Annotated in this window: 19 protein-coding genes and 2 pseudogenes; 7 read left to right on the top strand and 14 right to left on the bottom strand. The window is 70.1% G+C overall.

Features of this window, described 5'->3' with window-relative positions; translation table 11 throughout:
* On the top strand, positions 1-1,292 hold a 1,292-nt coding region (locus VFA06_RS10205), incomplete at its 5' end, for a glycoside hydrolase family 127 protein (RefSeq protein WP_324840222.1).
* Between the two features lie 101 nt (positions 1,293-1,393).
* On the opposite strand, the gene VFA06_RS10200 is transcribed toward VFA06_RS10205, so the two are convergent.
* Positions 1,394-3,283: a serine/threonine protein kinase gene (locus tag VFA06_RS10200; RefSeq protein ID WP_324840221.1), complete on the bottom strand. Its 1,890-nt coding sequence runs from the start codon at positions 3,281-3,283 to the stop codon at positions 1,394-1,396.
* Between the two features lie 191 nt (positions 3,284-3,474).
* Positions 3,475-4,638 (bottom strand): acyl-CoA dehydrogenase family protein, encoded by a 1,164-nt coding sequence (locus tag VFA06_RS10195; protein WP_324840220.1) that lies wholly within the window; start codon positions 4,636-4,638, stop codon positions 3,475-3,477.
* A 136-nt stretch (positions 4,639-4,774) separates the two neighbouring features.
* Between VFA06_RS10195 and VFA06_RS10190 the strand changes: the two genes are divergently transcribed.
* Positions 4,775-6,106: a UDP-glucose/GDP-mannose dehydrogenase family protein gene (locus VFA06_RS10190; protein ID WP_324840219.1), complete on the top strand. Its 1,332-nt coding sequence runs from the start codon at positions 4,775-4,777 to the stop codon at positions 6,104-6,106.
* A gap of 3 nt (positions 6,107-6,109) precedes the next feature.
* On the opposite strand, the gene purE is transcribed toward VFA06_RS10190, so the two are convergent.
* Positions 6,110-6,649, bottom strand: a complete 540-nt coding sequence (gene purE / locus VFA06_RS10185; RefSeq protein WP_324840218.1) for a 5-(carboxyamino)imidazole ribonucleotide mutase — start codon at positions 6,647-6,649, stop codon at positions 6,110-6,112.
* Entirely contained in the window at positions 6,642-7,766 is a 1,125-nt protein-coding gene (locus VFA06_RS10180) for a 5-(carboxyamino)imidazole ribonucleotide synthase (protein WP_414639863.1), read from the bottom strand. Before VFA06_RS10180 ends, purE begins: the two co-directional genes overlap by 8 nt.
* A 416-nt stretch (positions 7,767-8,182) precedes the next feature.
* On the opposite strand from VFA06_RS10180, the gene VFA06_RS10175 reads away from it, so the two are divergent.
* Positions 8,183-8,749 carry a GtrA family protein gene (locus VFA06_RS10175; RefSeq protein WP_324840216.1) on the top strand — a complete coding sequence of 189 codons (567 nt, stop codon included), beginning with the start codon at positions 8,183-8,185 and terminating at the stop codon, positions 8,747-8,749.
* Between the two features lie 200 nt (positions 8,750-8,949).
* Here VFA06_RS10175 and VFA06_RS10170 read toward each other — a convergent pair whose 3' ends face one another.
* From VFA06_RS10170 to VFA06_RS10155, 4 genes are all read right to left on the bottom strand, one after another.
* Positions 8,950-10,209, bottom strand: coding sequence for a HAMP domain-containing sensor histidine kinase (locus tag VFA06_RS10170; protein ID WP_349260140.1), 1,260 nt, complete (start codon positions 10,207-10,209; stop codon positions 8,950-8,952).
* Positions 10,210-10,273: 64 nt separating this feature from the next.
* Complete coding sequence (locus VFA06_RS10165) at positions 10,274-10,945, bottom strand: response regulator transcription factor (protein WP_324840214.1); 672 nt, start codon at positions 10,943-10,945, stop codon at positions 10,274-10,276.
* 191 nt (positions 10,946-11,136) lie between these two features.
* On the bottom strand, positions 11,137-13,089 hold the full coding sequence (locus VFA06_RS10160) for an ABC transporter ATP-binding protein (RefSeq protein ID WP_324840213.1): 1,953 nt from the start codon (positions 13,087-13,089) through the stop codon (positions 11,137-11,139).
* 5 nt (positions 13,090-13,094) lie between these two features.
* Positions 13,095-14,969, bottom strand: coding sequence for an ABC transporter ATP-binding protein (locus tag VFA06_RS10155; protein ID WP_324840212.1), 1,875 nt, complete (start codon positions 14,967-14,969; stop codon positions 13,095-13,097).
* A gap of 440 nt (positions 14,970-15,409) precedes the next feature.
* Between VFA06_RS10155 and VFA06_RS10150 the strand changes: the two genes are divergently transcribed.
* Positions 15,410-15,613, top strand: coding sequence for a cold-shock protein (locus VFA06_RS10150; protein WP_324840211.1), 204 nt, complete (start codon positions 15,410-15,412; stop codon positions 15,611-15,613).
* Between the two features lie 170 nt (positions 15,614-15,783).
* Positions 15,784-16,707 (top strand): formate dehydrogenase accessory sulfurtransferase FdhD, encoded by a 924-nt coding sequence (gene fdhD / locus VFA06_RS10145; protein ID WP_324840210.1) that lies wholly within the window; start codon positions 15,784-15,786, stop codon positions 16,705-16,707.
* A 37-nt stretch (positions 16,708-16,744) separates the two neighbouring features.
* Here fdhD and VFA06_RS25890 read toward each other — a convergent pair.
* From VFA06_RS25890 to VFA06_RS10120, 6 genes and pseudogenes are all read right to left on the bottom strand, one after another.
* Positions 16,745-16,933, bottom strand: a pseudogene (locus tag VFA06_RS25890) (helix-turn-helix domain-containing protein); the annotation flags it as partial.
* Between the two features lie 75 nt (positions 16,934-17,008).
* Positions 17,009-17,218 (bottom strand): annotated as a pseudogene (locus tag VFA06_RS25885) (response regulator transcription factor); the annotation flags it as partial.
* Between the two features lie 125 nt (positions 17,219-17,343).
* A complete protein-coding gene (locus tag VFA06_RS10135; protein WP_324840208.1) occupies positions 17,344-19,230 on the bottom strand; it encodes an ABC-F family ATP-binding cassette domain-containing protein in 1,887 nt (628 codons plus the stop codon).
* 63 nt (positions 19,231-19,293) lie between these two features.
* Positions 19,294-21,324, bottom strand: coding sequence for a glycoside hydrolase family 31 protein (locus tag VFA06_RS10130; protein ID WP_324840207.1), 2,031 nt, complete (start codon positions 21,322-21,324; stop codon positions 19,294-19,296).
* Positions 21,325-21,425: 101 nt separating this feature from the next.
* On the bottom strand, positions 21,426-22,451 hold the full coding sequence (locus VFA06_RS10125) for a LacI family DNA-binding transcriptional regulator (protein WP_324840206.1): 1,026 nt from the start codon (positions 22,449-22,451) through the stop codon (positions 21,426-21,428).
* A 68-nt stretch (positions 22,452-22,519) separates the two neighbouring features.
* A complete protein-coding gene (locus VFA06_RS10120) occupies positions 22,520-22,660 on the bottom strand; it encodes a hypothetical protein (protein ID WP_324840205.1) in 141 nt (46 codons plus the stop codon).
* A 295-nt stretch (positions 22,661-22,955) separates the two neighbouring features.
* On the opposite strand from VFA06_RS10120, the gene VFA06_RS10115 reads away from it, so the two are divergent.
* Complete coding sequence (locus VFA06_RS10115) at positions 22,956-23,948, top strand: hypothetical protein (protein ID WP_324840204.1); 993 nt, start codon at positions 22,956-22,958, stop codon at positions 23,946-23,948.
* Positions 23,949-24,315: 367 nt separating this feature from the next.
* Positions 24,316-24,534, top strand: coding sequence for a hypothetical protein (locus tag VFA06_RS10110; protein ID WP_324840203.1), 219 nt, complete (start codon positions 24,316-24,318; stop codon positions 24,532-24,534).
* Positions 24,535-24,600 lie beyond the last annotated feature (66 nt).

Below are 24,600 nucleotides of genomic sequence, written 5' to 3'. Positions count from 1 at the left end.
GACCGGTGTACTGCCAGGATCACGTCCCGGTGCGTGAGGCCACCGAGGTCGCCGGGCACGCGGTGCGGCAGCTGTACTTGCTCGCCGGAGTCACCGACGTGGCCGCGGAGGACGACGACCAGGAGTTGCGGGCCGCAGCCGAGCGCTTGTGGGCAGAGATGGTCGCACGCAAGACGTACCTGACCGGTGGGCTCGGCTCGCACCACGACGACGAGGACTTCGGCGATCCCTACGAGCTACCGAACGAGCGGGCCTACTGCGAGACCTGTGCGGCGGTCGCCTCCGTGCAATGGAGCTGGCGGATGGCGCTGCTCACCGGCCAGACGAAGTATTCGGACCTGATCGAGCGCACGCTGTACAACGCGGTGCTTCCGGGCGTCTCGCTGGACGGTGAGCGGTGGCTCTATATCAACCCACTGCAGGTGCGCGACGGCTATCAGTACCCTGACGGAGACCACGGCGCGCGCCGCACCCCTTGGTTCCGCTGCGCCTGCTGCCCGCCGAACGTGATGCGACTGCTGGCCAGCTTGCCGCACTACTTCGCCTCGGCCGACGACTCCGGACTTCAGCTACACCAGTACGCGACCGGACGCTTCGGCGACGAGACCACACAGGGCCGGTGCGCAGTACGCGTGGCGACCGATTATCCGTGGCACGGCCGGGTCTGGATCGTCGTGGACGAATGCCCCGCCGACGCCGCCCCGTGGACCCTGTCGCTGCGCATCCCCGCCTGGTGCAAGGGTTTCCGGCTCGTCGTCGAGGGCGAGCCGACCGAAGCAGTGCCCGAAGAGGGCTGGCTGCGCCTACGCCGCGCCTGGCGTCCCGGTGACGCCCTCGAACTCGAACTCTCCCTCGATCCCCGGCTCACGGTCGCGGACCCGCGCGTCGACTCCGTGCGCGGCTGCGTGGCGATCGAGCGCGGGCCGCTGGTGTACTGCGTCGAAGGGGTCGATCATCCCGGCGGCGGCCTCGACGACCTGCTTTTCGACCCGTCGGCCCGGCTCACCGAGAAGCACGATCCGGGCTTGCTCGGCGGCGTGACCGTATTGCGCGGCGTCGGCCGACGCCGCGCAACGCCAGCTCCGGACGGCGCACGAGGTGGAGGGGACGGCACGGCCGCGTGGTGGCCGTACCGCAGCTTCCGGCAAGCGAAGCGCGCGGGCGCGGGCGCAGACTCCCATGCCGCCGCCGGCGCGGACACCGCCGAAAAGTTCGAGCTGACTGCGATCCCTTATTTCGCGTGGGCGAACCGAGAGGACGGACCAATGCGGGTCTGGCTGCCCACGTCCTGACACAGACTCCGCTGCCGCCGCACGGTGCCCGCGGCGGCAGCGGCTTTACCCACGACTGCGACGGAATCAGAAAAGGAGAAGCCGCGTTCGAAGCCCGAATTTCAGTCCCAGGACCACTTCTGGTGCGCCTGGCCGCTGCACGGTTCGAAGTCGAGCTGCGTGCCGTTGTCATTTCCCGGCGCGTTCACGCACAGGCCGGAGTGGTTGCCGACGAGCGAGCCGTCGGATCGCATTGTCCATCGCTCATGCGATTGGCTGCCGCAGGTGAACAGCTGCGGGTGTGTGCCGGTCGCGTCGGCAGAAGTGGCGTCGGCGAGGCAGTACTGCCCGCCGTCGACGGTCAGTTGCCCGGTCGAGGCCAGCGTGAAGACCTGCCCGATTCCGTTGTCGCAGGTCCAGATCTGTTCCACCACCCCGTTGGCGAAATAGCCGCCGGAGGTGTCGAGGCACGTTCCGGAGCCCGCGTTGAGCAGCCGGCCGGTATGGCTGACCTGCTGGCTGGAACCCGACGGGCTCGGCGCGGGAGCGGCCGGGCTGGACGCGCCGGCTGACGCGCTTGGCGTATTCCGGCTCGGTGACGGCGTCGCCGATGCGGTGCTGCTCGGCGTGGGAGAGGCGGTCGCGGAGGACGTGTTCGTCGGCGTGCCGGTAGCAGTACTCTGCGACGTCGCGCTGCCCGCCGGTCCGATGAGATCAGCGCGCGTCGGCAGCGTGGACGCGTTCGCGTGCGGGGAACCATGCGTCGCTAACCCGAAGGTGATGAAGGCCGCGAGCGCGACGCCACACAGTGATGCGGCGAGGATCGTCCACGGCTGGGTGCCGCGCGTTCGCCGGGCCGCCCGCCCGGCGCCGTGGGCCGCGACGGCGGCGCCCGCTCGACGTGTAACGCCCGTCCCACGCTTCTCGACCAGCGCGGGCAGCCGATCCTGCTGCGCTGCCTGTCCGTCGTCGCCGAAGAAGTCCAGATTCGGGCCGGGGGCGACCTCGACGACAGGCGGGGACGGCACCATTTCCGGCGCGATGGCGGCCTCCCGCAGGACAGCGGCGAATTCCGCGGCGGAAGGTCTGTGCCGCGGATTCTCGTCGAGGCAGGCGATAAGCGCTTCTGCGACCGTGTCCGGCAGATCGGCGGGCAATACGACCGGAGGGGGCGCGTCACGCCGCACCTGTCCCTGCATCCGACGGCCGAATAGCGGCTCGCCGGTCAGAGCCTCGTAGAGCACGACTGCGGCGGCGTATACGTCAGCGGACTCCGTCGGCGCCTCCCCCGCGCCGAGTTCCGGTGCGACATAGTCGCCGCCCGCGCTCGCCACGGCGGTCTGCGGCGCCACGGTTTGTTGCACCACGGCCCGGCCGAGCAGCGCGGCGATGCCGAAGTCGGTCAGCCGCAACGCGATGTGCGTGTCCGGATCCGGTTCCAGCAGGAGATTCGACGGTTTCACGTCACCATGCGCGACGCCGACGTGCCGCGCGGCCGACAGCGCGTCGCACAGTTGCGCGGTCAGCGAGAGGGCTTGACCGGTCGGCACCGTGCCTTGCCGATCGAGTAGCGCGCGAAGGCTCTCTCCAGGCACCAGCCGGGAGATCAGCGCCACTGTGTCGTTTGGTGGCGCAGGGTCGTTTGGTGGCGCAGGGTCGTTCGGTGACGCAGGGCTGTTCTGTAATGCAGGGCCGTCCTCTGGCTCAGGGCCCTCCAGCACCGCCGTGCCGTCCTCTGCCCCGGCGCCGTACTGCATCACGAGGTCATCGACCGGGACGATGTTCGGGTGAGTCAGCTGGCTAATCCACGCGATGGTGGCGCGCAGCCTGGCCAGGGCACCCTCGTCCTGGACGAGTTCGGGGCGCAGCAATTTCACCGCGCATTGCGTTCCCGCGCTCTCGTCCTGCGCACGCCAGACCTCCCCGGCGATCCCTTCGCCGAGGCGTTCGAGCAGCGTATAGCGGCCGCCCAGCCGCCATCCGGGATCCGGCATGTCAAGCCCCGTCGTCATGAGCACTGCGTACCAAAAGTGGATTGTATTAATTTGGGCCTGCAGCCAGGGCTATTTTCAGCAATCCACGCCGCGCGTCAATACTTCCACTCTGTCAGAGGCTCATGACACCGTGCGAAAGTTCGCATGTAGCGAAGCATCGCACCGTCCGGAAACTCAGACGGTGCGACGCTTTCGGCCGAGGGGTCCGCTCAGCCGCGCAGCAACTGACGGGCCATCACCACGCGCTGGACCTGGTTCGTGCCCTCGTAGATCTGCGTGATCTTGGCGTCACGCATCATCCGCTCCAGCGGGTAGTCCTGCGTGTAGCCGTAGCCGCCGAGCAGCTGGACCGCGTCCGTGGTGACCTCCATCGCGGCATCGGAGGCGAAGCACTTGGCCGCCGCGCCGTAGAAGGTCAGGTCCTTGTCGTTGCGCTCGGATTTGGCCGCCGCGGCGTAGGTGAGCTGGCGCGCCGCCGCAATCTTCATGCCCATGTCGGCGAGCATGAACTGGACGCCCTGCAGTTCCGCGATCGGCTTGCCGAACTGCTTGCGTTGCTTGACGTACTCGGCCGCGTAGTCGAGGGCGCCCTGCGCGATGCCGAGCGCCTGCGCCGCGATGGTGACGCGGGTGTGGTCCAACGTGCGCATCGCGGTGCGGAAGCCGGTGCCGGGCTCGCCGATGATCCGGTCGCCCGGAATCCACACGTCGTCGAAATACAGCTCGCGGGTCGGCGAGCCCTTGATGCCGAGCTTCTTCTCCTTGGCGCCGAAGGTGAAGCCCGGGTCGCTCTTCTCCACCACGAAGGCAGAGATGCCCTTCGTGCCGATGCCCGGCTCGGTGACCGCCATGACGGTGTAGTACTCGGAGACGCCGGCGTTGGTGATCCACCGCTTGACGCCGTTGAGCCGCCAGCCGTCGCCGTCGCGGACCGCACGCGTCGTCATGCCGCCCGCGTCCGAGCCGGCCTCGGGCTCGGAGAGGGCGTAGGAGAAGGTCGAGCGGCCCTCGGCGACCGGACGCAGGTACTTCTGCTTCAGCTCCTCGGACCCGGACAGGATCAGCGGCATCGTGCCCAGCTTGTTGACCGCCGGGATGAGCGAGGAGGACACGCAGGCGCGCGCGATCTCCTCGATGACGATGCAGGTCGCCAGGGCGTCCGCCCCGGCGCCGCCGTACTGCTCCGGGATGTGGATGGCGTGCATGTCCGCGGCGTGCAGCGCGTCGTGCGCCTCCTGCGGGTAGCGCGCCTCCTCGTCCACGGCGGCCGCGTACGGCGCGATCTTCGTCTCGACGAGAGAGCGCACCGACTCGCGCAGCAGCTCGTGCTCCTCGCGGACGGTGAAGAGGTCGAAGTCCTGGTCCTGGGTCACCCCGTCATTGTTACTCACCGGTAGGCGGCGCGCCAGCCCCGCCTACCGCGACTACAGCGAGGCGCGAGTCACAGTCATTGGCGGCTGACGCGTTAGGGTCGGTTGCGCAGAAGCTCGCAGCGGAAGGGGACGGCACGTGGCCGCACGAATCAGCGTGATCGGCACCGGATACCTCGGCGCCACGCATGCGGCCTGTATGGCCGAGCTGGGCTATGAAGTCCTGGGCATGGACGTGGACGCGGAGAAGATCGCCGCGCTCACCGCGGGCACGGTGCCGTTTTACGAGCCCGGGCTCGACGAGTTGCTGGCCAAGCACGTCGCGAGCGGCCGGCTCCGCTTCACCACCTCGTACGCCGAAGTCGCCGGATTCGGTGCCGACGTGCACTTCATCTGCGTGAACACGCCGCAGCGCAAGGGCGAGTACGCGGCGGACCTGCGCTACGTCGAGGCGGTGGTGGACGGGCTGGCCCCGCATCTGGACCAGCCGACGGTGATCGCGGGCAAGTCGACGGTTCCGGCGGGAACGGCGGTCCGGCTGACCGAGCGCTTCCTGGAGCTGGCCCCGGCCGGCGCCGGCGTGGAGGTGGCCTGGAACCCGGAGTTCCTGCGCGAGGGTTACGCGGTCGGGGACACGCTGCGGCCAGACCGGCTGGTGATCGGGGTCGCCTCGGCGCATGCCGAGGCGGCGCTGCGGGACGTCTATGCGCCGCTGATCGAGGCCGGCACGCCGCTGGTGGTCACCGACCTGGCCACCGCCGAGCTGGTGAAGGCCGCCGCGAACGCGTTCCTGTCCACCAAGATCTCCTTCATCAACGCGATGGCGGAGGTCTGCGAGGCGGCGGGCGGCGACGTGATGCAGCTGTCCGAGGCGCTGTCCTACGACGCGCGGATCGGCGGCAGGTTCCTGGTGCCCGGCCTCGGCTTCGGCGGCGGCTGCCTGCCGAAGGACATCAGGGCGTTCATGGCGCGCGCCGGAGAGCTGGGCGTGGACCAGGCGCTGGCCTTCCTCAAGGAGGTCGACGCGATCAATATGCGCCGCCGGGTGCGCATGGTGGACCTGGCCCGCGAGCAGTGCGACGGCTCGTTCCTCGGCAAGCGGGTCGCGGTGTGGGGCGCGGCGTTCAAGCCGAACTCGGACGACGTGCGCGACTCGCCGGCGCTGAACGTGGCGGCGTCGATCCTGCTGCAGGGAGCGCAGGTGACGGTGTACGACCCGAAGGCGAACGACAACGCGGCCAAGCTGTTCCCGACGCTGGCCTACGCGGACTCGGCGCTGGAGGCGGCGCGCGGCGCACACGTGATCCTGCACCTGACGGAGTGGCAGGAGTTCCGCGAGCTGGATCCGGAGGAGGTCGGCAAGGTCACGTCGCAGCGGCGGATCGTGGACGGCCGCAACGCGTTGGCGGCACAGCGCTGGCATGAGGCGGGCTGGACGTACCGCGCGCTCGGACGCCCGGTCGTCGGCTAGGCCCTAACTCTCGTCGGCGGCGAGCTTCGCGCGCAGCACGGCACCCTTTGCCCGGGCCTGCGCCTCGAGGTCGTCCTGGAACGCGCGCATCGCCGCCAGAAGCCGCGGGTCGTGCGCAGCCAGGATCCTGACCGCGAGCAGGCCGGCGTTGCGCGCGCCGCCCACCGACACCGTCGCGACCGGCACGCCAGCGGGCATCTGCACGATCGACAGCAGCGAGTCCATGCCGTCCAGGTACTTCAGCGGCACCGGCACGCCGATCACCGGCAGCGGCGTGACTGACGCGAGCATCCCGGGCAGGTGCGCGGCGCCTCCGGCTCCCGCGATGATCGCCTTGAGACCGCGCGAGGCGGCGCGCTGCCCGTACTCGATCATCGTCTGCGGCATCCGGTGCGCCGAGACGACGTCCACCTCGTATTCGACCTCGAACTCGGCGAGCGCCTCGGCGGCCGCGCTCATCACCGGCCAGTCCGAGTCCGAGCCCATGACGATGCCGACCTGTGCACCGCCTGATTTCCCGCCCTCGGACCGGCCGCTACTCATCGATCTCTCCCCGCAGGTAGGCGGCGGCGTGCGCGGCGCGCTCGACGCAGTCCTCGAAGTCGTCGCCGAGCACGGTCACGTGCCCGATCTTGCGGCCGGGCTTGACCGCCTTGCCGTACATGTGGATCTTGAGCCCCGGGTCGCGGGCCATGCAGTGCAGGTACGCCGGGTAGACGTCGGGCAGGTCGAGGCCGAGCACGTTCGCCATCACCGCCACCGGAGCCTGCGGGGTCGGCGCGCCGAGCGGCAGGTCCAGCACCGCCCGCAGGTGGTTCTCGAACTGGCTGGTCACCGCGCCGTCGATACTCCAGTGGCCGGAGTTGTGCGGCCGCATCGCCAGTTCGTTGACGCTCAGCGCGCCATCGGCGGTCTGGAACAGCTCGACCGCCAGCATCCCGGTCACATCCAGATCCCGGGCGATGGTGAGCGCGATGCGCTGCGCCTCGGCCGAGCGGTCCACGTCCAGACCGGGGGCCGGAGCGTACACCTCGCGGCAGATGCCCTCCCGCTGCACCGTCTCGACCACCGGGTACGCCACCGCCTGCCCATGCGGCGAGCGCGCGACCTGTGCGGACAGCTCCCGCGTGAAGGGGACCAGCGCCTCGGCGATGAGCTTCACGCCACGCGTTGCCGCGCCATGCGCCACCTCACGCAACTGCTGTACGTTCTCGATCCGCCAGACGCCTTTGCCGTCGTAACCGCCGCGCGCCGTCTTGAGGATGAAGGGCCAGCCGGCTTCCTTCGCGAACTCGGTGGCCTTGGCGATCACGCCCTCGACGCCGTCGCCCGAATCGTCCAGGTGGGCCCACTGCGGGCACGGCACGCCGATCGCGCTCAGCCGCTCCCGCATGACCGACTTGTCCTGTGCGTGCACGAGGGCACCCGGTCCCGGCCGTACCGCGACGCCGAGTTCGATCAGGCGCTCCAACACCGGAGTCGGCACGTGCTCGTGGTCGAAGGTGATCACGTCGCAGCCGCGGGCGAAGGCCAGGACCGCTTCGGGGTCGTCATGGGCGCCGAGGGCTACGTCCGGGATCACCTGCGCGGCCGACTCGTCGGGGCCTGTCGCGAGCACGCGCAGTCGCACGCCGAGCGCGATGGCCGCGGGCTGCATCATCCGGGCCAGCTGGCCGCCGCCGATGACGCCGACCACCGGCGCGCTCACGGCTCCGGAGCTGCCACGTCCCGTGTCCGTTAGTGCGGTAGGTGTGCCGATCACAGGAACCAAGCCTAACGGCGGTCAGACCCTGTTCATGCCGAGCGGCAGGTCCGCGGTCCGCCACGCCGGGAACACCGGGTGAGCTCGGTCACATTCACCCGGCGGTGCCGGAATGCGCCAGAATCGCCCGAGAACTCCGGCTGCCGCGGTCATTCCTTTGTGCTGTCATGGGTTGGCGGCCGCGTCTCGTATACCTTGAACGGGCAATGTGTCCGTCACAGGTCTGCTACGGGACCTATGGTGGCGGTCTGCGGCGGTCAAGAATGGCTACTCTCGTAGTGGTGAGCCCCCGGAAGTCAGGTAGGTAATCCACAGTGGCGGCACTACAAGCTGCATACGCCCGAGTTCGCCGCGGCTTTCACGAGCTGGCGAAGTTCGGCACGATCGGCCTGATCGCCCTTGTGGTGAACATGCTGGTGACCAACCTGTGCTGGCAGGCCATCCCGCACAAGCCGGTCATCGGCTCCGTGGTCGGCACCGTCGTGGCCACGATCGTCGCGTACGTAGGCAACCGGTTCTGGACCTACAAGGACCGCGACTCGATCGGCCGCAGCCGCGAGCTGGTGCTGTTCTTCGCGGTCAACGGCATCGGGATGCTGATCGAGACGGTGCCGCTGGCGTTCTCGCAGTACATCCTGCACTTCGACGGCGCGCTGGCGAACAACGTGGCCAAGTACATGTTCGGCATGCCGCTCGGAATGGTCTTCCGGCTGTGGACCTACCGCACCTGGATCTTCCCGAAGGCGGACCCGGCGCTGGCCGGCGAGCAGTTCCAGTTCCCCGCCGCCGAGCCGCTGCCCACCTCGCAGCTGCCGATGGTGCCGAGCAGCCCGCGGCACAAGCGCTCCGGCTCCGGCGACCTGCTGCGCGCCGAGCGGTAACCGGCCTCAGCCAAGACTTCCGCACAGCTTCAGGGCGGGAACCCGATCGGGTTCCCGCCCACTCTTTCGCGCCACTGTCCTGCCGCGTGCCATAAGTTTCACGACTTACTTTCACCGCACGGGTACCGCCGGGAGCGCGTTCGCGCATTGCCGCGCGCCCCGCTACCCGGCCCCCTGGTCGGTCCCGCCAGACGGCCTCGCTACATCACCGGGTCGAAGGCGGTGAGGAACACCGCGAACACCGGCGGCCGCTGCTGCAGCAGCTCCAGCCGGCCACCGTCGGCCTCGGCCAGCTCCCGGGCCACGGTCAGGCCGAGACCGGTGGAGGCGCGGCCGGACACCGACCGCTCGAAGACCCGCGCGCCGAGCTCCGGCGGCACCCCGGGGCCCTCGTCGCACACCTCGACCACCACCGAGCCGCCGGTGGTCCGGGTGCGGATGGTGACCGGGCCGGCGCCGTGCATCAGCGAGTTCTCCATAAGCGTTGCGAGCACCTGCGCGAACGCCCCGGGCGTGGCGACCGCGGCCAGGCCGCGCACGCCGTCGACCCGGATCGGGCGCCGGGCGCTGCGGAAGGCCGGCCGCCATTCGAAGATCTGCTGCCGGATGACCATGTCCACGTCGATCGGCACGGTCGAGGTGGACCTGCGGGTGTCGCGCGCGTCGGTCAGCAGCCGCTGCACGACGTCGGTCAGCCGCTCGACCTGGGTGAGCGCGACCGCCGCCTCCTCCTTCACGTCCATCAGATCCTGCGCCGCGATAATCTCCTCAAGGCGCATGGACAGCGCGGTCAGCGGCGTGCGCAGCTGGTGCGAGGCGTCCGCGGCCAGCCGGCGTTCGGTGGCCAGCATCCGGGAGATGCGCTCCGCGGTGTGGTCGATCACCTCGGCGACCCGGTCGAGCTCGGGGATGCCGTAACGGCGGTGGCGCGGGCGCGGGTCGCCGGAGCCGAGCCGCTCGGCGGTCTGCGCCAGGTCGCTCAGCGGCCGGGCTAGGCGGCGCGCCTGGAGGAAGGCGACCCCGCAGGCCGCCACGGTGGCCAGCACCGCCACGCCGAGCACCAGCAGCAGGCTGCCGCGGATGCGCGTCTCGGTCGGCGACCAGGACTCGGTCAGGATCGCGGTCACCGAGCGCGGCGGCGGTCCCTTGTACACGTCGCTGGACCTGGGGTGGTCGGTGACCTGCGGGTTGATGATCACCGGCTGCTTGGCGTGGCCGGGATAGGTGACGGCCACGCTGTCGCCCCGCGGCACCAGCTTCTTCAGCGCGTCCAGGTCGACCTGCTGGTTGACCGCCAGCTGCTGGTCCAGCTGGAAGCCGATGAGCTGCACCTTCTGATTGAGCGCGGCGTGCTCCGCCTCGCTGATGCGCAGCGCGTCGATGATGCCCAGCGGCACGCCGAGCAGCACGACGACGATCAGCACGGCGGAGACCGTCGACTTGATCATCCGGCGGCGCATCGAACCCCCCTGGCCCTGGACGGTGCCTTGCTGGTCCGGGTTCGACCGCCGCGGGACACGTCAATCAGCCGCGCTCGAACCGGAAGCCGACCCCCCGCACGGTGGAGATGAACCGGGGGTTGGCGGCGTCGTCGCCGAGCTTCTTACGCAGCCAGGAGATGTGCATGTCGAGCGTCTTGGTCGAGGACCACCAGGTAGTGTCCCAGACTTCGCGCATCAGTTGTTCCCTGGTTATCACGCGGCCGGCGTCGCGCACCAGCACGCGCAGCAGGTCGAACTCCTTGGCGGTCAGGTTCAGCTCCTCGTCGCCGAGGAAGGCGCGGTGCGACTCGACGTCGATACGCACGCCGCGGGCCGCCGTCCCGCTGTCCGGGGAGCCGCGGCGCAGCAGCGCGCGCACCCGGGCCAGCAGTTCGGCCAGCCGGAAGGGCTTGGTCACGTAGTCGTCGGCGCCGGCGTCGAGGCCGACCACGGTGTCCACCTCGTCGGCGCGGGCGGTGAGCACCAGTACCGGGAAGCCGTGGCCGTCGGTGCGCAGCCGCCGGCACACCTCGAGCCCGTCCATGCCGGGCAGCCCCAGGTCGAGGACGAGCAGGTCGACCACGCCGGACTGGGCCAGGGCCAGCGCCCCTGGGCCGTCCGCGCGCAGGTCCACGTCGTAGCCCTCTCGGCGCAGCGCGCGGGCCAAAGGCTCGGCGATAGCCACGTCGTCCTCTGCGAGCAGTACGCGGGTCATGGGGCGATCGTAGGCTGCTTCGGTCGATTAGCGGGATACTCCCTGGTAACTCGCCTGTGTTTCGGGCCCGCGAACTCGGATTCGTCCGGTTTCGCGGCTTTCTCAGCCGGTTCGCGCCCGCCGCCGGACCAAGGGTTTTCCCTATGAATTCCGGTTCGCCGAACGCCGGCGCAATTCCCGGGTCCGATCGGTTAGGCGAGCGAATCCACCCACGCGGAATGCAGCCCGGCGAAGTGGCCCGCGGCGGCGTCGAGCAGTTCGGCCGGCGTGCCGTCCTCCACGATCCGCCCGCCCTCCATGACCAGCACCCGGTCCGCGATCTCCACCGTGGAGAGCCGGTGCGCGATGATCAGCGCGGTGCGCTCGGCCAGGATGGTGCGCAGGGCCCGCTGCACCAGCCGCTCGCTGGGCACGTCGAGCGAGGAGGTGGCCTCGTCGAGCACCAGGACGGCGGGATCGGCGAGGAACGCGCGGGCGAAGGCGACCAGCTGCCGCTGCCCGGCCGAGAGGCGGCCGCCGCGCTTCTTCACATCGGTGTCGTAGCCGTCCGGCAGCGCCGCGATGAACTGGTGCGCGCCGATGGCCTGGGCGGCCTCCCGCACCTGCGCGTCGGTTGCGTCGGGCCGGCCGAACCGGATGTTGTCCGCGACGGTGCCGCTGAACAGGAAGTTCTCCTGGGTGACCATCACCACGGCGCGGCGCAGGTCGGTGTCGCGCAGGTCGCGCAGGTCGATGCCGTCGAGCCGTACCGCGCCGGCGTCCGGGTCGTAGAAACGGCACATCAGCCGGGCCAGCGTGGACTTGCCGGCTCCGGTGGCGCCGACCAGCGCGACGGTCTGCCCGGCCGGGATGGTCAGCTCAAGGTCGGGCAGGATGACCTTCTCGGGGGTCGCCTCGCCGTCCGGGGACTGCTGCTCGCGCCGCGGGTAGGCGAAGCGCACATGCTCGAAGCGCAGCTCGCCGCGCACCGGGGAGGGCAGCTCGGCGGGGTTCGCCGGCTCGGGGACGCTGGCCTCCTCCTCCAGCACGCCGGAGAGCTTCTCCAGGGCGGCGGTGGCGGACTGGTAGGAGTTGTAGAACATCGCCAGGTCCTGCAGCGGGTCGAAGAACCGGCGCAGGTAGAGCAGGTAGGCGGTGAGCACGCCGACCTCGAGCGCGTGGTCCATCACCTGGAAGCCGCCGAAGATCAGCACCGCGGCGGTCATCACCGCGCCGACCGCCTTGATGCCGGGCATGAACCAGGCCATCAGCCGCAGCGCGTCCGCGTTGGCGTCCTTGTAGTCGCGGCTGAGCTGGTCGAAGATCGCGTCGTTGCGCGGCTCGCGGCGGAAGGCCTGCACGGCGCGGATGCCGTTGAGGGTCTCGACGAACTGCACGATCAGCGCGGCGATCGCCTCGCGGGTGCGGCGGTAGGCGACCCGCGAGCCGTTGGTGTACCAGCGCAGCAGCAGGTAGAGCGCAGGCAGGCAGATCAGCAGGAACAGCGAGAGCTCGGGGTCGAGCACGGCCAGCAGGATGCCGATCACCGCGATGTTCAGCGTCGCGTCGATCAGGCCGTCGAGGCTGGCGTTGACCAGCTCGCCCAGGGCGTCGAGGTCGTTGGTGAGCCGGGAGATCACCCGGCCCGAGGTGTACCGCTCGTGGAAGGCGATCGGCAGCTGCTGGAAGTGGCGGAAGACCCGGCCGCGCAGGTCGAACAGGACGTCCTGGCCGATGCGTCCGGCCACCTTCAGGAATCGCAGCCGCAGCAGGGCTCCGGCCAGCGCGGTGACCAGGATGCCGCTGACCGCGGCGCCGATCGGGGCCCAGTCGCCGCGGTGGATCGCCGGGATGCCGGAGTCGATGCCGACGGACACCAGGTACGGGCCGGCCATCTCGGCGCCGGTGACCACGACGATCAGGAAGGTGGCCCAGGCCAGGGCGCGGCGGTGCGGGCGCAGCAGCAGGGCGAGCAGCCGGCGGGAGCGGGCGCGCAGGAACAGCCCGCCGCTGGCCGAGATCTCGTCGGCCTTCTCGGCGGCGACCCCGCGCCAGTCGTCCAGTACGGCGGCGTTCTTGTCTTCGGCGTTCTTGTCGGCAGCGTTCTTGTCGGAGTCGGCGGATCGGGCGGCGGATGCGTCGGAGTCGGTGTCGAGCACGGTCATGCGGGTTAAACGCCTTCCTCGACGAGTTCAGAGCTCTGCGACAGCAGGTCGCGGTAGGCGGGCTCGGTCTCCAGCAGCTCGTGGTGGGTGCCGAGCGCGGTGATGGTGTGGCCGCCGTCGGGGTGCGGGCCGAGCAGGGCGACCCGGTCGGCGAGCAGCACGGTGGAGGCGCGGTGCGCGACGACCAGGCCGGTGGTCTCGGCCAGGACCGCGCGCAGCGCCTGCTCGACCAGGCCCTCGGTGTGCACGTCGAGCGCGGAGAGCGGGTCGTCGAGCACGAGCACCGGCGGGCGGCCGAGCACGGCGCGGGCCAGGGCCAGGCGCTGGCGCTGTCCACCGGAGAGGGACAGGCCCTGCTCGCCGACCCGGGTGTCCAGGCCCCAGGGCAGCTCGTGCACGAAGCCGGCCTGCGCGATCCGCAGCGCCTCCTCGACCTGCTCCTCGGTGGCCTCGGGGCGGCCGAGCACGAGGTTCTCCCGGACGCTGGCGGAGAACAGGGTCGGGTCCTCGAAGGCGCAGGCGACCCGGGCGCGCAGCTCGGTCAGCGGCAGGTCGCGCACGTCAGTCCCGTCGACCAGCACCCGGCCGGCGGTGACGTCGTAGAGTCGCGGCACCAGCGACGTCAGGGTGGTCTTGCCGCAGCCGGTCGGGCCGACGATCGCGATGGTCTCGCCGGGGGCCAGGCGCAGGTTCACGTCGGTGAGGATCGCCTGCTCGGAAACCCGGCCCAGGGCGACCGGGTAGCTGAAGCTCACGTGCTCGAAGGCGAGGCGCGCGTTGTCGGCCGCGGGAGCCGGCCGCACCTCGGGGCGCGGGCGCTCGGTCAGCCGGGCGGCGGCCGGGACGTCAGCCGCCGCCGAGGCCTGCGCGGGCAGCTGTGCGGCGGCCGGTGCGGCGTCGGCCTGGGGACCTTGCGCCTGAGGACCTTGCACTTGGGCACCTTGCGCCTGGGGATCTGGGATCTGCGGGCTGAGGATCTGCGGCTCGGCGTCGAGCACTTCGAAGACCCGCTCGGCCGCGGTGTTGGCCTCCTGGGAGGCCGCGAGCAGCCAGCCCATCGACTCGATCGGCCAGATCAGCAGCAGGTAGAGGGAGATGAAGGCGACCAGGGTGCCGAGGGTGAGGGTGCCGTCGGCCACCGCGACGCCGCCGCCGAGGACGATCAGCCCGAGCACCACCTGCGGCTGCGCGATGATCACCGCCCAGATCTCGGCCAGCGTCTTGATCTGGGTCAGCTGGAGGCCGCGCAGCTTGCGCGCCTTGGCCAGGTAGCGGTCGGCCAGGAAGCCGGCTCGGCCGAAGGACTTGATGGCGCGGATGCCGAGCGCCGACTCCTCGACGTCGGTGGCCACCTCGCCCTGCTGGTCCTGCACGGCGCGGATCTGCCGCCGGTACGTCCGCGAGTACTTGAAGATCACATAGCTCAGTGGCAGTCCGAGCACCACGATCACGCCGCCGAGCAGCGGGTGGATGACGATCAGCAGCACGCCGACCACGCCGAAGGTGATCGTGTTGACCACCAGGAAGATCAGCGCGAAGCCGAGGAACCGCCGGATCGCGGAGATGTCGCTGGTCATCCGGGCGACCAGCTGGCCCGACTGCCAGGAGTCGTGGAAGCCGACGTCGAGGCGCTGCAGGTGCGCGTAGAGCTCGTCGCGCAGGTCCTTCTCGATGCCGAGCGCGCTGTTGGCCAGGGTGAGCCGGCGGGCGAGGATGAGGGTGGCCTCGGCCAGGCCGAACAGCAGCGCGTAGAAGCCGAGCAGCCAGAGCGCGCCGCGGTCCCCCCGGCGCAGCGGCCCGTCCACGACCGCCTTGGTCAGCAGGGGTACGGCGACGCCGACGAGCGTGCCGGCGAGGGCGACGGTGAACATGAGCAGCATCTGCCACCGATACGGACGAACATAGGTCTTCAGACGCCATAGGGACGCGAAAGAACCGCCGGACGGCGAAGAAGGGGGCATGGTAAGGACCATAGGCGCTGTATGACCATCGCGCACCCGGTTTTTGACCTGGTGGTACCGCATACGGTGGTTTGTGCCAGGTCTCGGACAGCGTTCGCCCCTAGCGAACGGGGATCTTTTCGAATTTCACCCGTTGGAACGAGGGACGTGGCGGTAGTCACGTGTTAAGGTGGCCCCGGTTGCAGCTGCAGTTCCCTGAATGCTTCGTTTGAACGCCCGCGGGAGTACGGCCGCGGGCCTTTGTGTTTCGTGGCGCATCCTCTCCCGGCGTGACTGGCAAAGCGGGACGGTTCGTGGAGGGCAACCCGGGACCCACGCAGTGTGGGACCTGTCCGACGTCCCCTTCCTAGAGGAGAGAGATGGCTTCCGGTACGGTCAAGTGGTTCAACGCGGAGAAGGGCTACGGCTTCATCTCCCAGGACGACGGCGGCGCCGACGTCTTCGTCCACTTCACTGCGATCCAGACGAGCGGCTACCGTTCGCTCGACGAGAACCAGCGCGTCGAGTTCGAAGTTACCAACGGCCCGAAGGGCCCGCAGGCGGAGAACGTCAAGCCCCTGTAGTCCAGGCCGCTGTGTAGTCACAGGCCGCTGTAGTCAGTTGCACCAAGAAGCCCCTCTTCGCTGAACGGGCATCTCGCGCGCTCCGCGTCCATCGGGACGCGGAGCGTCGTGCTTTTGCGCCGGCTCGTGCGGTACGTTGCGGTTCGCGCAGCGGGGGTACCGTGCATGGCATGGGCAGGGTGACGACGCGCGAGGCAGTGCTGAAGCTCGGCGGTGACGCGGGCGGCGGAGCGCGGCGCTCGCGGGACACGCTGGCTGCCGAGGAGCCGCTGGAGATCCGGGTCGCCGGCAAGCAGATCGCGGTGACGATGCGGACGCCGGGCGACGATTTCGACCTGGTGGCGGGTTACCTCGTCGGCGAAGGCGTGATCCGGGACGCGCACCAGCTGGCCCGCATGCGGTTCTGCGGCGACTCGGCCTGCTCGGGTCCGGTCGGGCTCGGCGGCGAGTGGTCCTCAGCCGAGCGCATCGAGCTCGGGCGCCACGAGACTGGGCGTATCGAGGCGGCGCACGACACGTACAACATCGTCGACGTCGATCTCGCGCCGGGCACGGCTCTGCCGCTCTGGTCGCTCGACCGCAACACCTACACCACGAGCGCCTGCGGCGTGTGCGGCAAGTCCAGCATCGAGGCCGTCCGCGCCAACGCGCACTGGAGCGTGGAGACCGATCCCCTGCGGATCACGGCCGAGGTTCTGTATTCGCTGCCGAAGACGCTACGCGGCAGTCAGAAGCTGTTCTCGAAGACCGGTGGCCTGCACGCAGCCGGGCTGTTCGCGTCGGACGGGACGCTACTGTGCGTGCGTGAGGACGTCGGGCGGCACAACGCGGTGGACAAGGTGATCGGCTGGGCGGTGCGCGACGGTCGCCTGCCGCTACGCGGGCATCTGCTCGCGGTGAGCGGGCGCGCTTCCTTCGAACTCGTGCAGAAGGCGGCGGCCGCCGGAATTCCGCTCCTCGCCGCGGTCTCCGCGCCCTCCTCGCTGGCGGTGGAGTTGGCGCGGGAGTCCGGCATGACGCTCGCGGGCTTCGTGCGCGGCGAATCCGCCAACGTCTACTGCGGCACGGAGCGGATTGTGGTCCATCAGCCGTAGTCGTGGCAGCCGTAGCCGGGGCACACAGCGTCGGACGCTAGGCCCGCTTCGAGACGAGCGCCACGGCCTCCGGAGTCGAGTGCACGCCGAGCTTGGCGAGGATGTGGCGCACGTGCGTGCGCACGGTGTTCGGGGAGACGCCGAGCCGCGCGGCGATCGAGGCCCGAGCCAGCCCTTCGACCATGCAGCCGAGCACTTCGCGCTCGCGGCGAGTCAGCGCGTCGACCGGATCGGCGGGTACGGGCTGCGGCACGAGCGCCGGGATCGAGACCTGAACCGGCTGCGCGGAGGCGATGGCCAGAACCCGCGAGCTGACGCCGAGTTTGGTCAGCACGTTGCGGGTGTGCGTGCGGGCGGTGGACGGCGTGATGGACAGGTTCTTGGCGATCTGCCGGTTCGACTCGCCCTCGGCCAGGCGCATCAGCACGTGACGCTCCCGCTCGGTCAAGTTATCGCAGCTCCCGTACGTCACGGCTTCAACCCCCGACGACACGACGCGGTCAGTACACATCGACCGTAGGCGCGCGGGATCGCTCGCGTGGCGAAATCCACTGCCCTCACTCGAAAGCGTGAACTTCGCGGCCGGTATGCGCGTACTGCGAAAATACGAATTTCCGAACCGCTAGCCGAAGCGGACTACTCGGCGAGCGCCAACCACTGCTCCTCGAGCCGCTCGCGCTCGGCGGCGAGGTCGCGCAGTTCCGCGTCGAGCTTGCCGACGGCCTCGTAGTCCGTCGCCGACTGCGCCATCCGCTCGTGCAGCTCCGCCTCCCGGGCCGAGATCTTGTCCAGCTGCCGCTCGATGCGCGCCATCTCCTTCTGCGCGGCGCGCTGGTCCCGGGCGCTGGGCACGGCGCGGTCGCTCGCGGCTTGCCCAGCGCCCGGCGCGCCGGCGGCGCGTTCTGCCGCCGCCTGCCTGCCGCGCTGCTGCGCCGCCTCGGCCGCGGCGACCGATTCCGTGCGGCGCTGGAGGTACTGGTCCACGCCACCCGGCAGCATCCTGATCGACCGGTCGCCGAGCAGCGCCGCGATCCGGTCCGTTGTGCGCTCGAGGAAGTAGCGGTCGTGCGAGACCACGATGAGCGAGCCGGGCCAGCCGTCGAGCAGGTCCTCAAGCGCGGTCAGCGTGTCGATGTCCAGGTCGTTGGTCGGCTCGTCGAGCAGCAGCACGTTCGGCTCGTCCATCAGCAGCCGCAGCAGTTGCAGCCGCCGCCGCTCGCCGCCGGAAAGGTCGCCGACCGGGGTCCACTGCTTCTCGCCCGGGAACCCGAAGCGCTCGAGCAGCTGAGAGGCCGTCAGCGCGCGGCCCTTGCCCAGATCGACGGCGGACCGCACGTCCTCCACGGCCTTGAGCACGCGCGTGTCCGGCGGGATCTCGGTGATCTCCTGGGAGAGCAGCGCGGGCTTGACGGTGACGCCGGCCACGACCTTGCCGGAGTCCGGCGTGACGGCCCCGGTCAGCAGCCGCAGCAGGCTGGTCTTGCCCGAGCCGTTGACGCCGACGAGGCCGATCCGCTCGCCGGGCGCGAGCTGCCAGGTGACGTGCTCGAAGAGGATGCGCGCCGCGGCGGTGCCGTCGCCGCTGCCGTCTGCGCCAGCGCCCGAGTCCGCGCCTCCGACCGAGTAAGTGACGTCTTCGAGCTCGTAGACGGTCCGCCCGAGGCGCGCGGTGGCGAACTGCATCAGCTCGGCCGAGTCGCGCGGCGGCGGCTCGGCGGCGATGAGCGCGTTGGCGGCCTCGATCCGGAACTTCGGCTTCGAGGTGCGCGCCGGGGCCCCGCGCCGCAGCCAGGCCAGCTCCTTGCGCAGCAGGTTCTGCTTGCGGTCCCAGTCCGCCGAGGCGACCCGGGAGCGCTCGGCCCGCGCCAGCACGTACGCCGAGTAGCCGCCCTCGTAGGAGTGCACTTGGCCGCCGGCGACCTCCCAGGTGGCGGTGCAGACCTCGTCGAGGAACCAGCGGTCGTGCGTGACGACGAGCAGCGCAGACCGGCGGCCTTTGAGGTGCGCGGCCAGCCAGGCGATCGCCTCGACGTCGAGGTGGTTGGTGGGCTCGTCGAGCAGCAGCAGCCGGTCGCCGCGGTCCGCTTCGAGCAGCGCCTTCGCCAGCGCGATCCGCCGCCGCTCGCCGCCGGACAGCGGTCCGACGACCGTGTCCAGGCCGTCCCGGTACGCGGGCGCGCCGATGCCGCCGAGCAGGCCGGTGAGCACGTCGCGCACGTGCGCCTGCCCGGCCCATTCGTGCTCTGCCATACCGGCGAGTAGCAGTTGGCGGATCGTCGCGGCCGGGTCGAGCTCGTCGTGCTGCCCGACCACGTTGACCTGCACCGAGCCGCTGTGGATCACCCGGCCGGCATCCGGCGTTTCGAGCTTGGCGAGCAGGCGCAGCAGCGTCGATTTACCTCCGCCGTTGCGCCCGACGACGCCGATACGGTCGCCTTCCGCGATGCCGAGCGACACGCCGTCGAGCAGCGTCCGGGTGCCGTACGCCTTGCTCACGGCCTCGATGTTGACCAGGTTTGCCACGACAGCAACGGTACCCGGACGCGACGTGTGCTCTGCTTACGCGCAGCTCAGCGCTCTTGACGACTACTCGGTGATCGGCAGTACCGCACCGTCGCGCAGGAAGAGCGGAATGCGTTCCAGCGGAGCGTCGACGGTCACCGACTGGCCACCCTCGTACTCCTGTCCGGTCCACGCATCGCGCCACGAGGCGCCCGAGGGCAGGTACACCGTCCACTCACGCGCACCGGCCTCAAGCACCGGCGCGACAAGCAGATCCGGGCCGAACAGGTACGCCGTGTCGATCTCCCACGCCTTCGGGTCATCCGGGAACTCGACGAAGAAGGGCCGCATCGGAGTGAGACCGCTCTCGTGCGCGTCACGCATCACGTCGACGATGTACGGCTTGATCCGCTCGCGCAGCGCGATGTACGAGGCCATGATCTCGGCCGCTTCCTCGCCGTAAGACCAGATCTCGTTGGGCGCGCCGGTCATCTGCGGACCGAAGGGCGTGGCCGGGGAGCGCACGCCGTGCAGCCGGAAGATCGGGCTGAACGCGCCGAACTGGAACCAGCGGACCATCACCTCGCGATAGTCCGGGGAGGTCGGGTCGCCGCCGTGGAAGCCGCCGATGTCGGTGTTCCACCACGGGATTCCGCTCAGCGCGGTGTTCAGGCCTGCCGGGATCTGCTTACGCAGCGTCTCGAAGTCGGTGAATATGTCGCCGGACCAGAGGATCGCGCCATAACGCTGCGAGCCGGCCCAGGCCGAGCGGTTGAGGGTGACCACCTCGGTGCGGCCCTCGGTGAGCATGCCCTCGTGGAACATCCGGGAGTTCTCGCGCGGGTACATGTTGCCGACTTCGAGGCCGGGACCGGCGTGGTAGCGCAGGTTCGCCGAGTAGCCGGGCTTGAGTTCGGGTTCGCAGGCGTCGGCCCAGAAGACCTCGATGCCGAGGGAGAGGTAGTTCTCCCGCACCTTTGACCACACGAACTCGCGGGCCACCGGGTTGGTCGCGTCGTAGAAGGCGACCTGCACCGTCTTGTCGATGCCCTTGTCCGGCCAGTCGGCGTGCGCGACCGGGCCGAACTCGGTGCCGATGAACAGGCCGCGCCGCTCCATCTCCGCGTGGAACTCGGACAACGGGCTGACGGAGGGCCAGACCGACACCATCAGCCGGGTTCCGTACTGCTCCAGCTCCTTGACCGCGGCCTGCGGGTCCGGCCACTCGGCCGGATCGAAGCGCCACTCGCCCAGATGCGTCCAGTGGAAGAAGTCGGCGACGATCACCGCGAGGGGCAGGCCGCGGCGGTGGTATTCGCGGGCGACCTCAAGCAGTTCCTCCTGCGACTTGTAGCGCAGCTTGCACTGCCAGAATCCGGCCGCCCACTCCGGCAGCAGCGGGGCGTGGCCGGTGGCGTCGGCGTAGTTGCGCTGGATCTGCGCGGGCGAGCCCGCGGTGATCCAGTAGTCGAGCTGGCGGGCGCTGTCAGCGACCCAGCGGGTGCCGTTGACGGCCAGTTCCACGCGGCCGATGGCGGGGTTGTTCCACAGGAAGCCGTAGCCGCGCGAGGAAACCAGAAAAGGGATGCTGACCTCTGAGTTGCGCTGTACGAGCTCGACGACAGCGCCCTTCTGGTCGTAGAGGCCGTGCTGGTGCTGGCCGAGGCCGTACAGCCGTTCGTCGGGGTACGCCGCGAAACGCTGCTCAAGGCGCGCGTAGCCGTTGCCGTGTGCGGTACGCAGTCGCGGCCCAGGCCACCAGAAGTGCGCATCCTGCTCTGCGAGCAGTTCGGCGCCATCAGCGGTACGGGTAAAGGTGATCCGGCCGATGACGGAGATCGTCGCGGTAACGGCGCCGTTGACGATGGTCGCCTCGCGCGTGCCGATGACGACCGTCGGCTCGATATCGAGCGGCGGAGCGGTCTCGGCGACCAGGGCGCCCGGCAGAGCGTCGAGGATCGGCCCGCCGACCCGGGAACGGACTCGCAGCGCGTCGGCGCCCCAGGCCTCGATCCGTAGGGTCTCCTGGCGGCCGGTCCACTCCAGGCCGCCGGGGGCTGCGCGGAACTCGCCCTCCTCGTGGGCGAGCGAGGCGAGCGGCGCTTCGTCAGACATTCATGAGCCTTTCGGACGTGAAGAGGTGGGGCCGGCGGGGGCCTCGCGGTCGCCTCGGGTCCGTTGGCGCGGGCGGACTCGGACGGGTCTGCGGTCGAAGATCAGGAGGCGACGAAGCCGGCGGCGGCGAGCGGCGCGGTCGATTCCCGCACGGTGAGCGTCGGGGGGATCAGCGTGATCGACTCGGAGCGATCGCCCTCGAGCTGGGCCATGGCGAGCCGGACCGCGCGCCGCCCCATCTCCTGCGCCGGGATGGACACGCTGGTCAGCCGCGGCGAGGACTGGAGCGCGACCTGGTCGGGGCAGATCGCGACGACGCTGGTCTCCTCGGGCACCGCGCGGCCGGACAATCGCAGCAGGCTGAGCAGCGGCGGGATGGCCGACTCGTTCTGCACGACGAAGCCGGTGGTCGAGGGGCGCTCCTCCAGGATGCGCGACAGTATCCCCGCGGTGGACTCGTACGTTCCCTCGCAGGCCCGGTGCATCGCGCGCAGGCCGCGCTCGGCGGCGCGGCGCTGGAAGCCGGTGAGCGTGCGCGCGGCGAACCCGGTGTGCCGCTGGTAGACGCCCTCGCCCTCGCCGATCAGCGCCACGTCCCGGTGGCCGAGGTCGGCCAGGTGGTCGGCGCAGGCCGCGCCGGTGGCCTCGAAGTCCAGGTCCACGCAGGCCAGGCCGGCCGGGTCGGCGGGCAACCCGATCAGCACGGCCGGGGTGTCGGTCTCGCGCAGCACCGGGATGCGGTCGTCGTCCAGCTCGATGTCCATCAGGATCATCGCGTCGGCCAGGCCGCTGCCGGCGATCCGGCGCACGCCGCGGGTGCCCTCGTCCTTGGTCAGCAGCAGCACGTCCTGGCCGTACTCGCGGGCCTCGGTGGTGACCGCCATCGCGATCTCCATGATGACCGGCACGTACATGTCGCTGCGCAGCGGCACCATGAGCGCCAGAATGTTCGAGCGGTTCGAGGCCAGCGCCCGGGCGCCCGCGTGCGGGTGGTAGCCGAGCGCCTCGATCGCGGCTTCCACCTTGCGCCGGGTGTCGTCGGAAATCGACCTTTTCCGGGAGAGCACGTAGGAGACTGTGGAGGGCGAGACGCCCGCCTGGCGGGCGACTTCGGCCAGGGTCACCATGGAATCCTCCATGCCGTCCCGGTGGATGCCATCCGGGCTCGGACAGTATGAGCGGTTGACGGAACAGATCAGTCGGGAGCGAGCGAAACGGCGGCGAGCCGGGCCGAAGCGGTGGGGAGCTGCTTGGTGAAGCGCTTCGACTCGTTTCCGACGGGGCCGCACCCGGTCTTGCCCATGAAGGGTAGACCGGGCAGGTAGGGAATGTCCATGGGGATCGTCGAAGCGCTTCGATAGCCAGGCTGAGCTGGCCCCCGGGAACGGCCGCTTGGAATCCGCCCCGGCTTCCCGTCCGCCGCGTCGCTCCCTCCACCGCACAGGCGTTCACAAGGCTGGAAAGCCGTCAGTGACCGCGCCGCGACAGAGTTCGAACGACGAAGTTGGTTAGAACTTTGCGATAGTGCGATGAATTCTTGGCGAACGGCGTCTTGTAGGGGACACGTGCCATCTCTTTGATTGCTGCGAGGCGATCGCCTCACCTCGCGAGTCCCTCAACAAGGAGAGACAATGCGCCACCGCATACCCACCGGTGTCCTCGCTGCGGCCACAGCCACCGCTGCCTTGGTCGCAGTCGCGGCGCCGGCAAACGCGGCGTCGAGCACCACTTCGCACAAGGCCACGGCGGTCGCCACCGCCCACCGCCACGCCGCCTCCCCCGCGTACAGCGGCAGCGGCCTGCTGTCCTACGGCGGCGGCACGGTCGTGACGTCCCCGACGATCTACATCGTGTACTGGGGCAACCAGTGGGGCACCGGATCGACGGTGACCAGCGACCCCTCGGGCGAGGCCGCGCTCCAGCTGTCCTTCTTCCAGCACGCCTACGGCAGCGGCGACACGTACTTCACCTCGCAGACGCAGTACTGCGAGGGCGTCGCCACCGGCACCACGCAGTGCGGAAGCTCCGGAACCCACGTCGGTCACCCCTCCGCCAACCCGGTCAAGGGCACCTGGCTTGACAGCGCTTCTGCCGCGCCGAGCAAGCCGTCCGACTCGCAGCTGGCGGCCGAGGCCAAGCGCGCCGCCGCGCACTTCGGCGTCTCCGGCGACAACATCCAGATCATCGTCGACTCGCCGCACGGCGTCGTGCCCTCGGGCTTCAAGACGCAGTACTGCGCGTGGCACGACGTGACGAGCAGCTCGAGCGGCGCCGACGTGCCGTACACGAACTTCCCGTACATCACCGACGCCGGCAGCGGCTGCGGCGCGAACTTCGTCAGCGCCACCAACGGCGTGACGGGCTCGAAGGAAGGCATCACGATCGTCGGCGGCCACGAGTACGCCGAGACCCTGACCGACCCGCAGGCCGGCAGCGGCTGGCTCGACGCCTCCGGCTACGAGACCGGCGACAAGTGCGCCTGGATCTCCAGCGGCCAGGGCGCCTCGACGATCATCAGCATGAACGGCGCCTACTTCGCGGTCCAGTCGGAGTTCAGCAACAACTACAACAACGGCGCGGGCAACTGCGTCAGCTACTACGCCAGCGCGACCAACCAGCACTGACGACTGCCTGACGACCGCCCGACAATTCATGCCAAACCCCTGATCCCACACCGATCACCCGTGGCGCCGCCCTTTCGCGGGCGGCGCCACGGCCGGAGCTCAGGAGCCTTCCATCCGCGCGCGCACCCACGCATCCGCTCCCGCACGATTCACGGCTTTAGCGGCGTTCGCGGCATTCGCAGCATCCGCGACCGCACTCATCGCCGGCTGCAGCTCGGCGCACCCGACCCCATCCGCCGCCGCCTCCGCTTCCGCGAGCCTGCCGACCTGCCGCGCCCCCGAACCGGCCACCCTCCCACACGCTGCGGGCAGTCTCACCGAGGCCGACTCCGGCGCGTTCTGCCTGGCCCCGGGACAGATCCTCGACGTGTTCCTCACCGCGCCCGCCAACACGCCGGCCGGATCGCGCTGGAGCGACATCCGCGTGACCGACACGTCAGTGATCGGATACGGCAACAACGGTGTCCTCACGCCGCCGGTGAACGTCACAGCAGGCGTCTTCGTAGGCGCACATCGCGGAGCCACGACGCTGAGCAGCACGCTCCCCAGCGGCACCACTTGGCACGTCACCATCGTCGTGCAGTAGGCGATGCGGGTCCGGCCGGCATCAGCGATGGATCAACCGGCGTCGGCCACGGACTAATACGCAAGA

Origin of the sequence: Actinocrinis sp., assembly GCF_035653575.1 — a bacterium.
Classification (GTDB): Bacteria; Actinomycetota; Actinomycetes; order Streptomycetales; family Catenulisporaceae; genus Actinocrinis.
The sequence above is the reverse complement of the archived record's forward strand: the minus strand, read 5'-3'. Positions and strand labels throughout refer to the sequence as shown.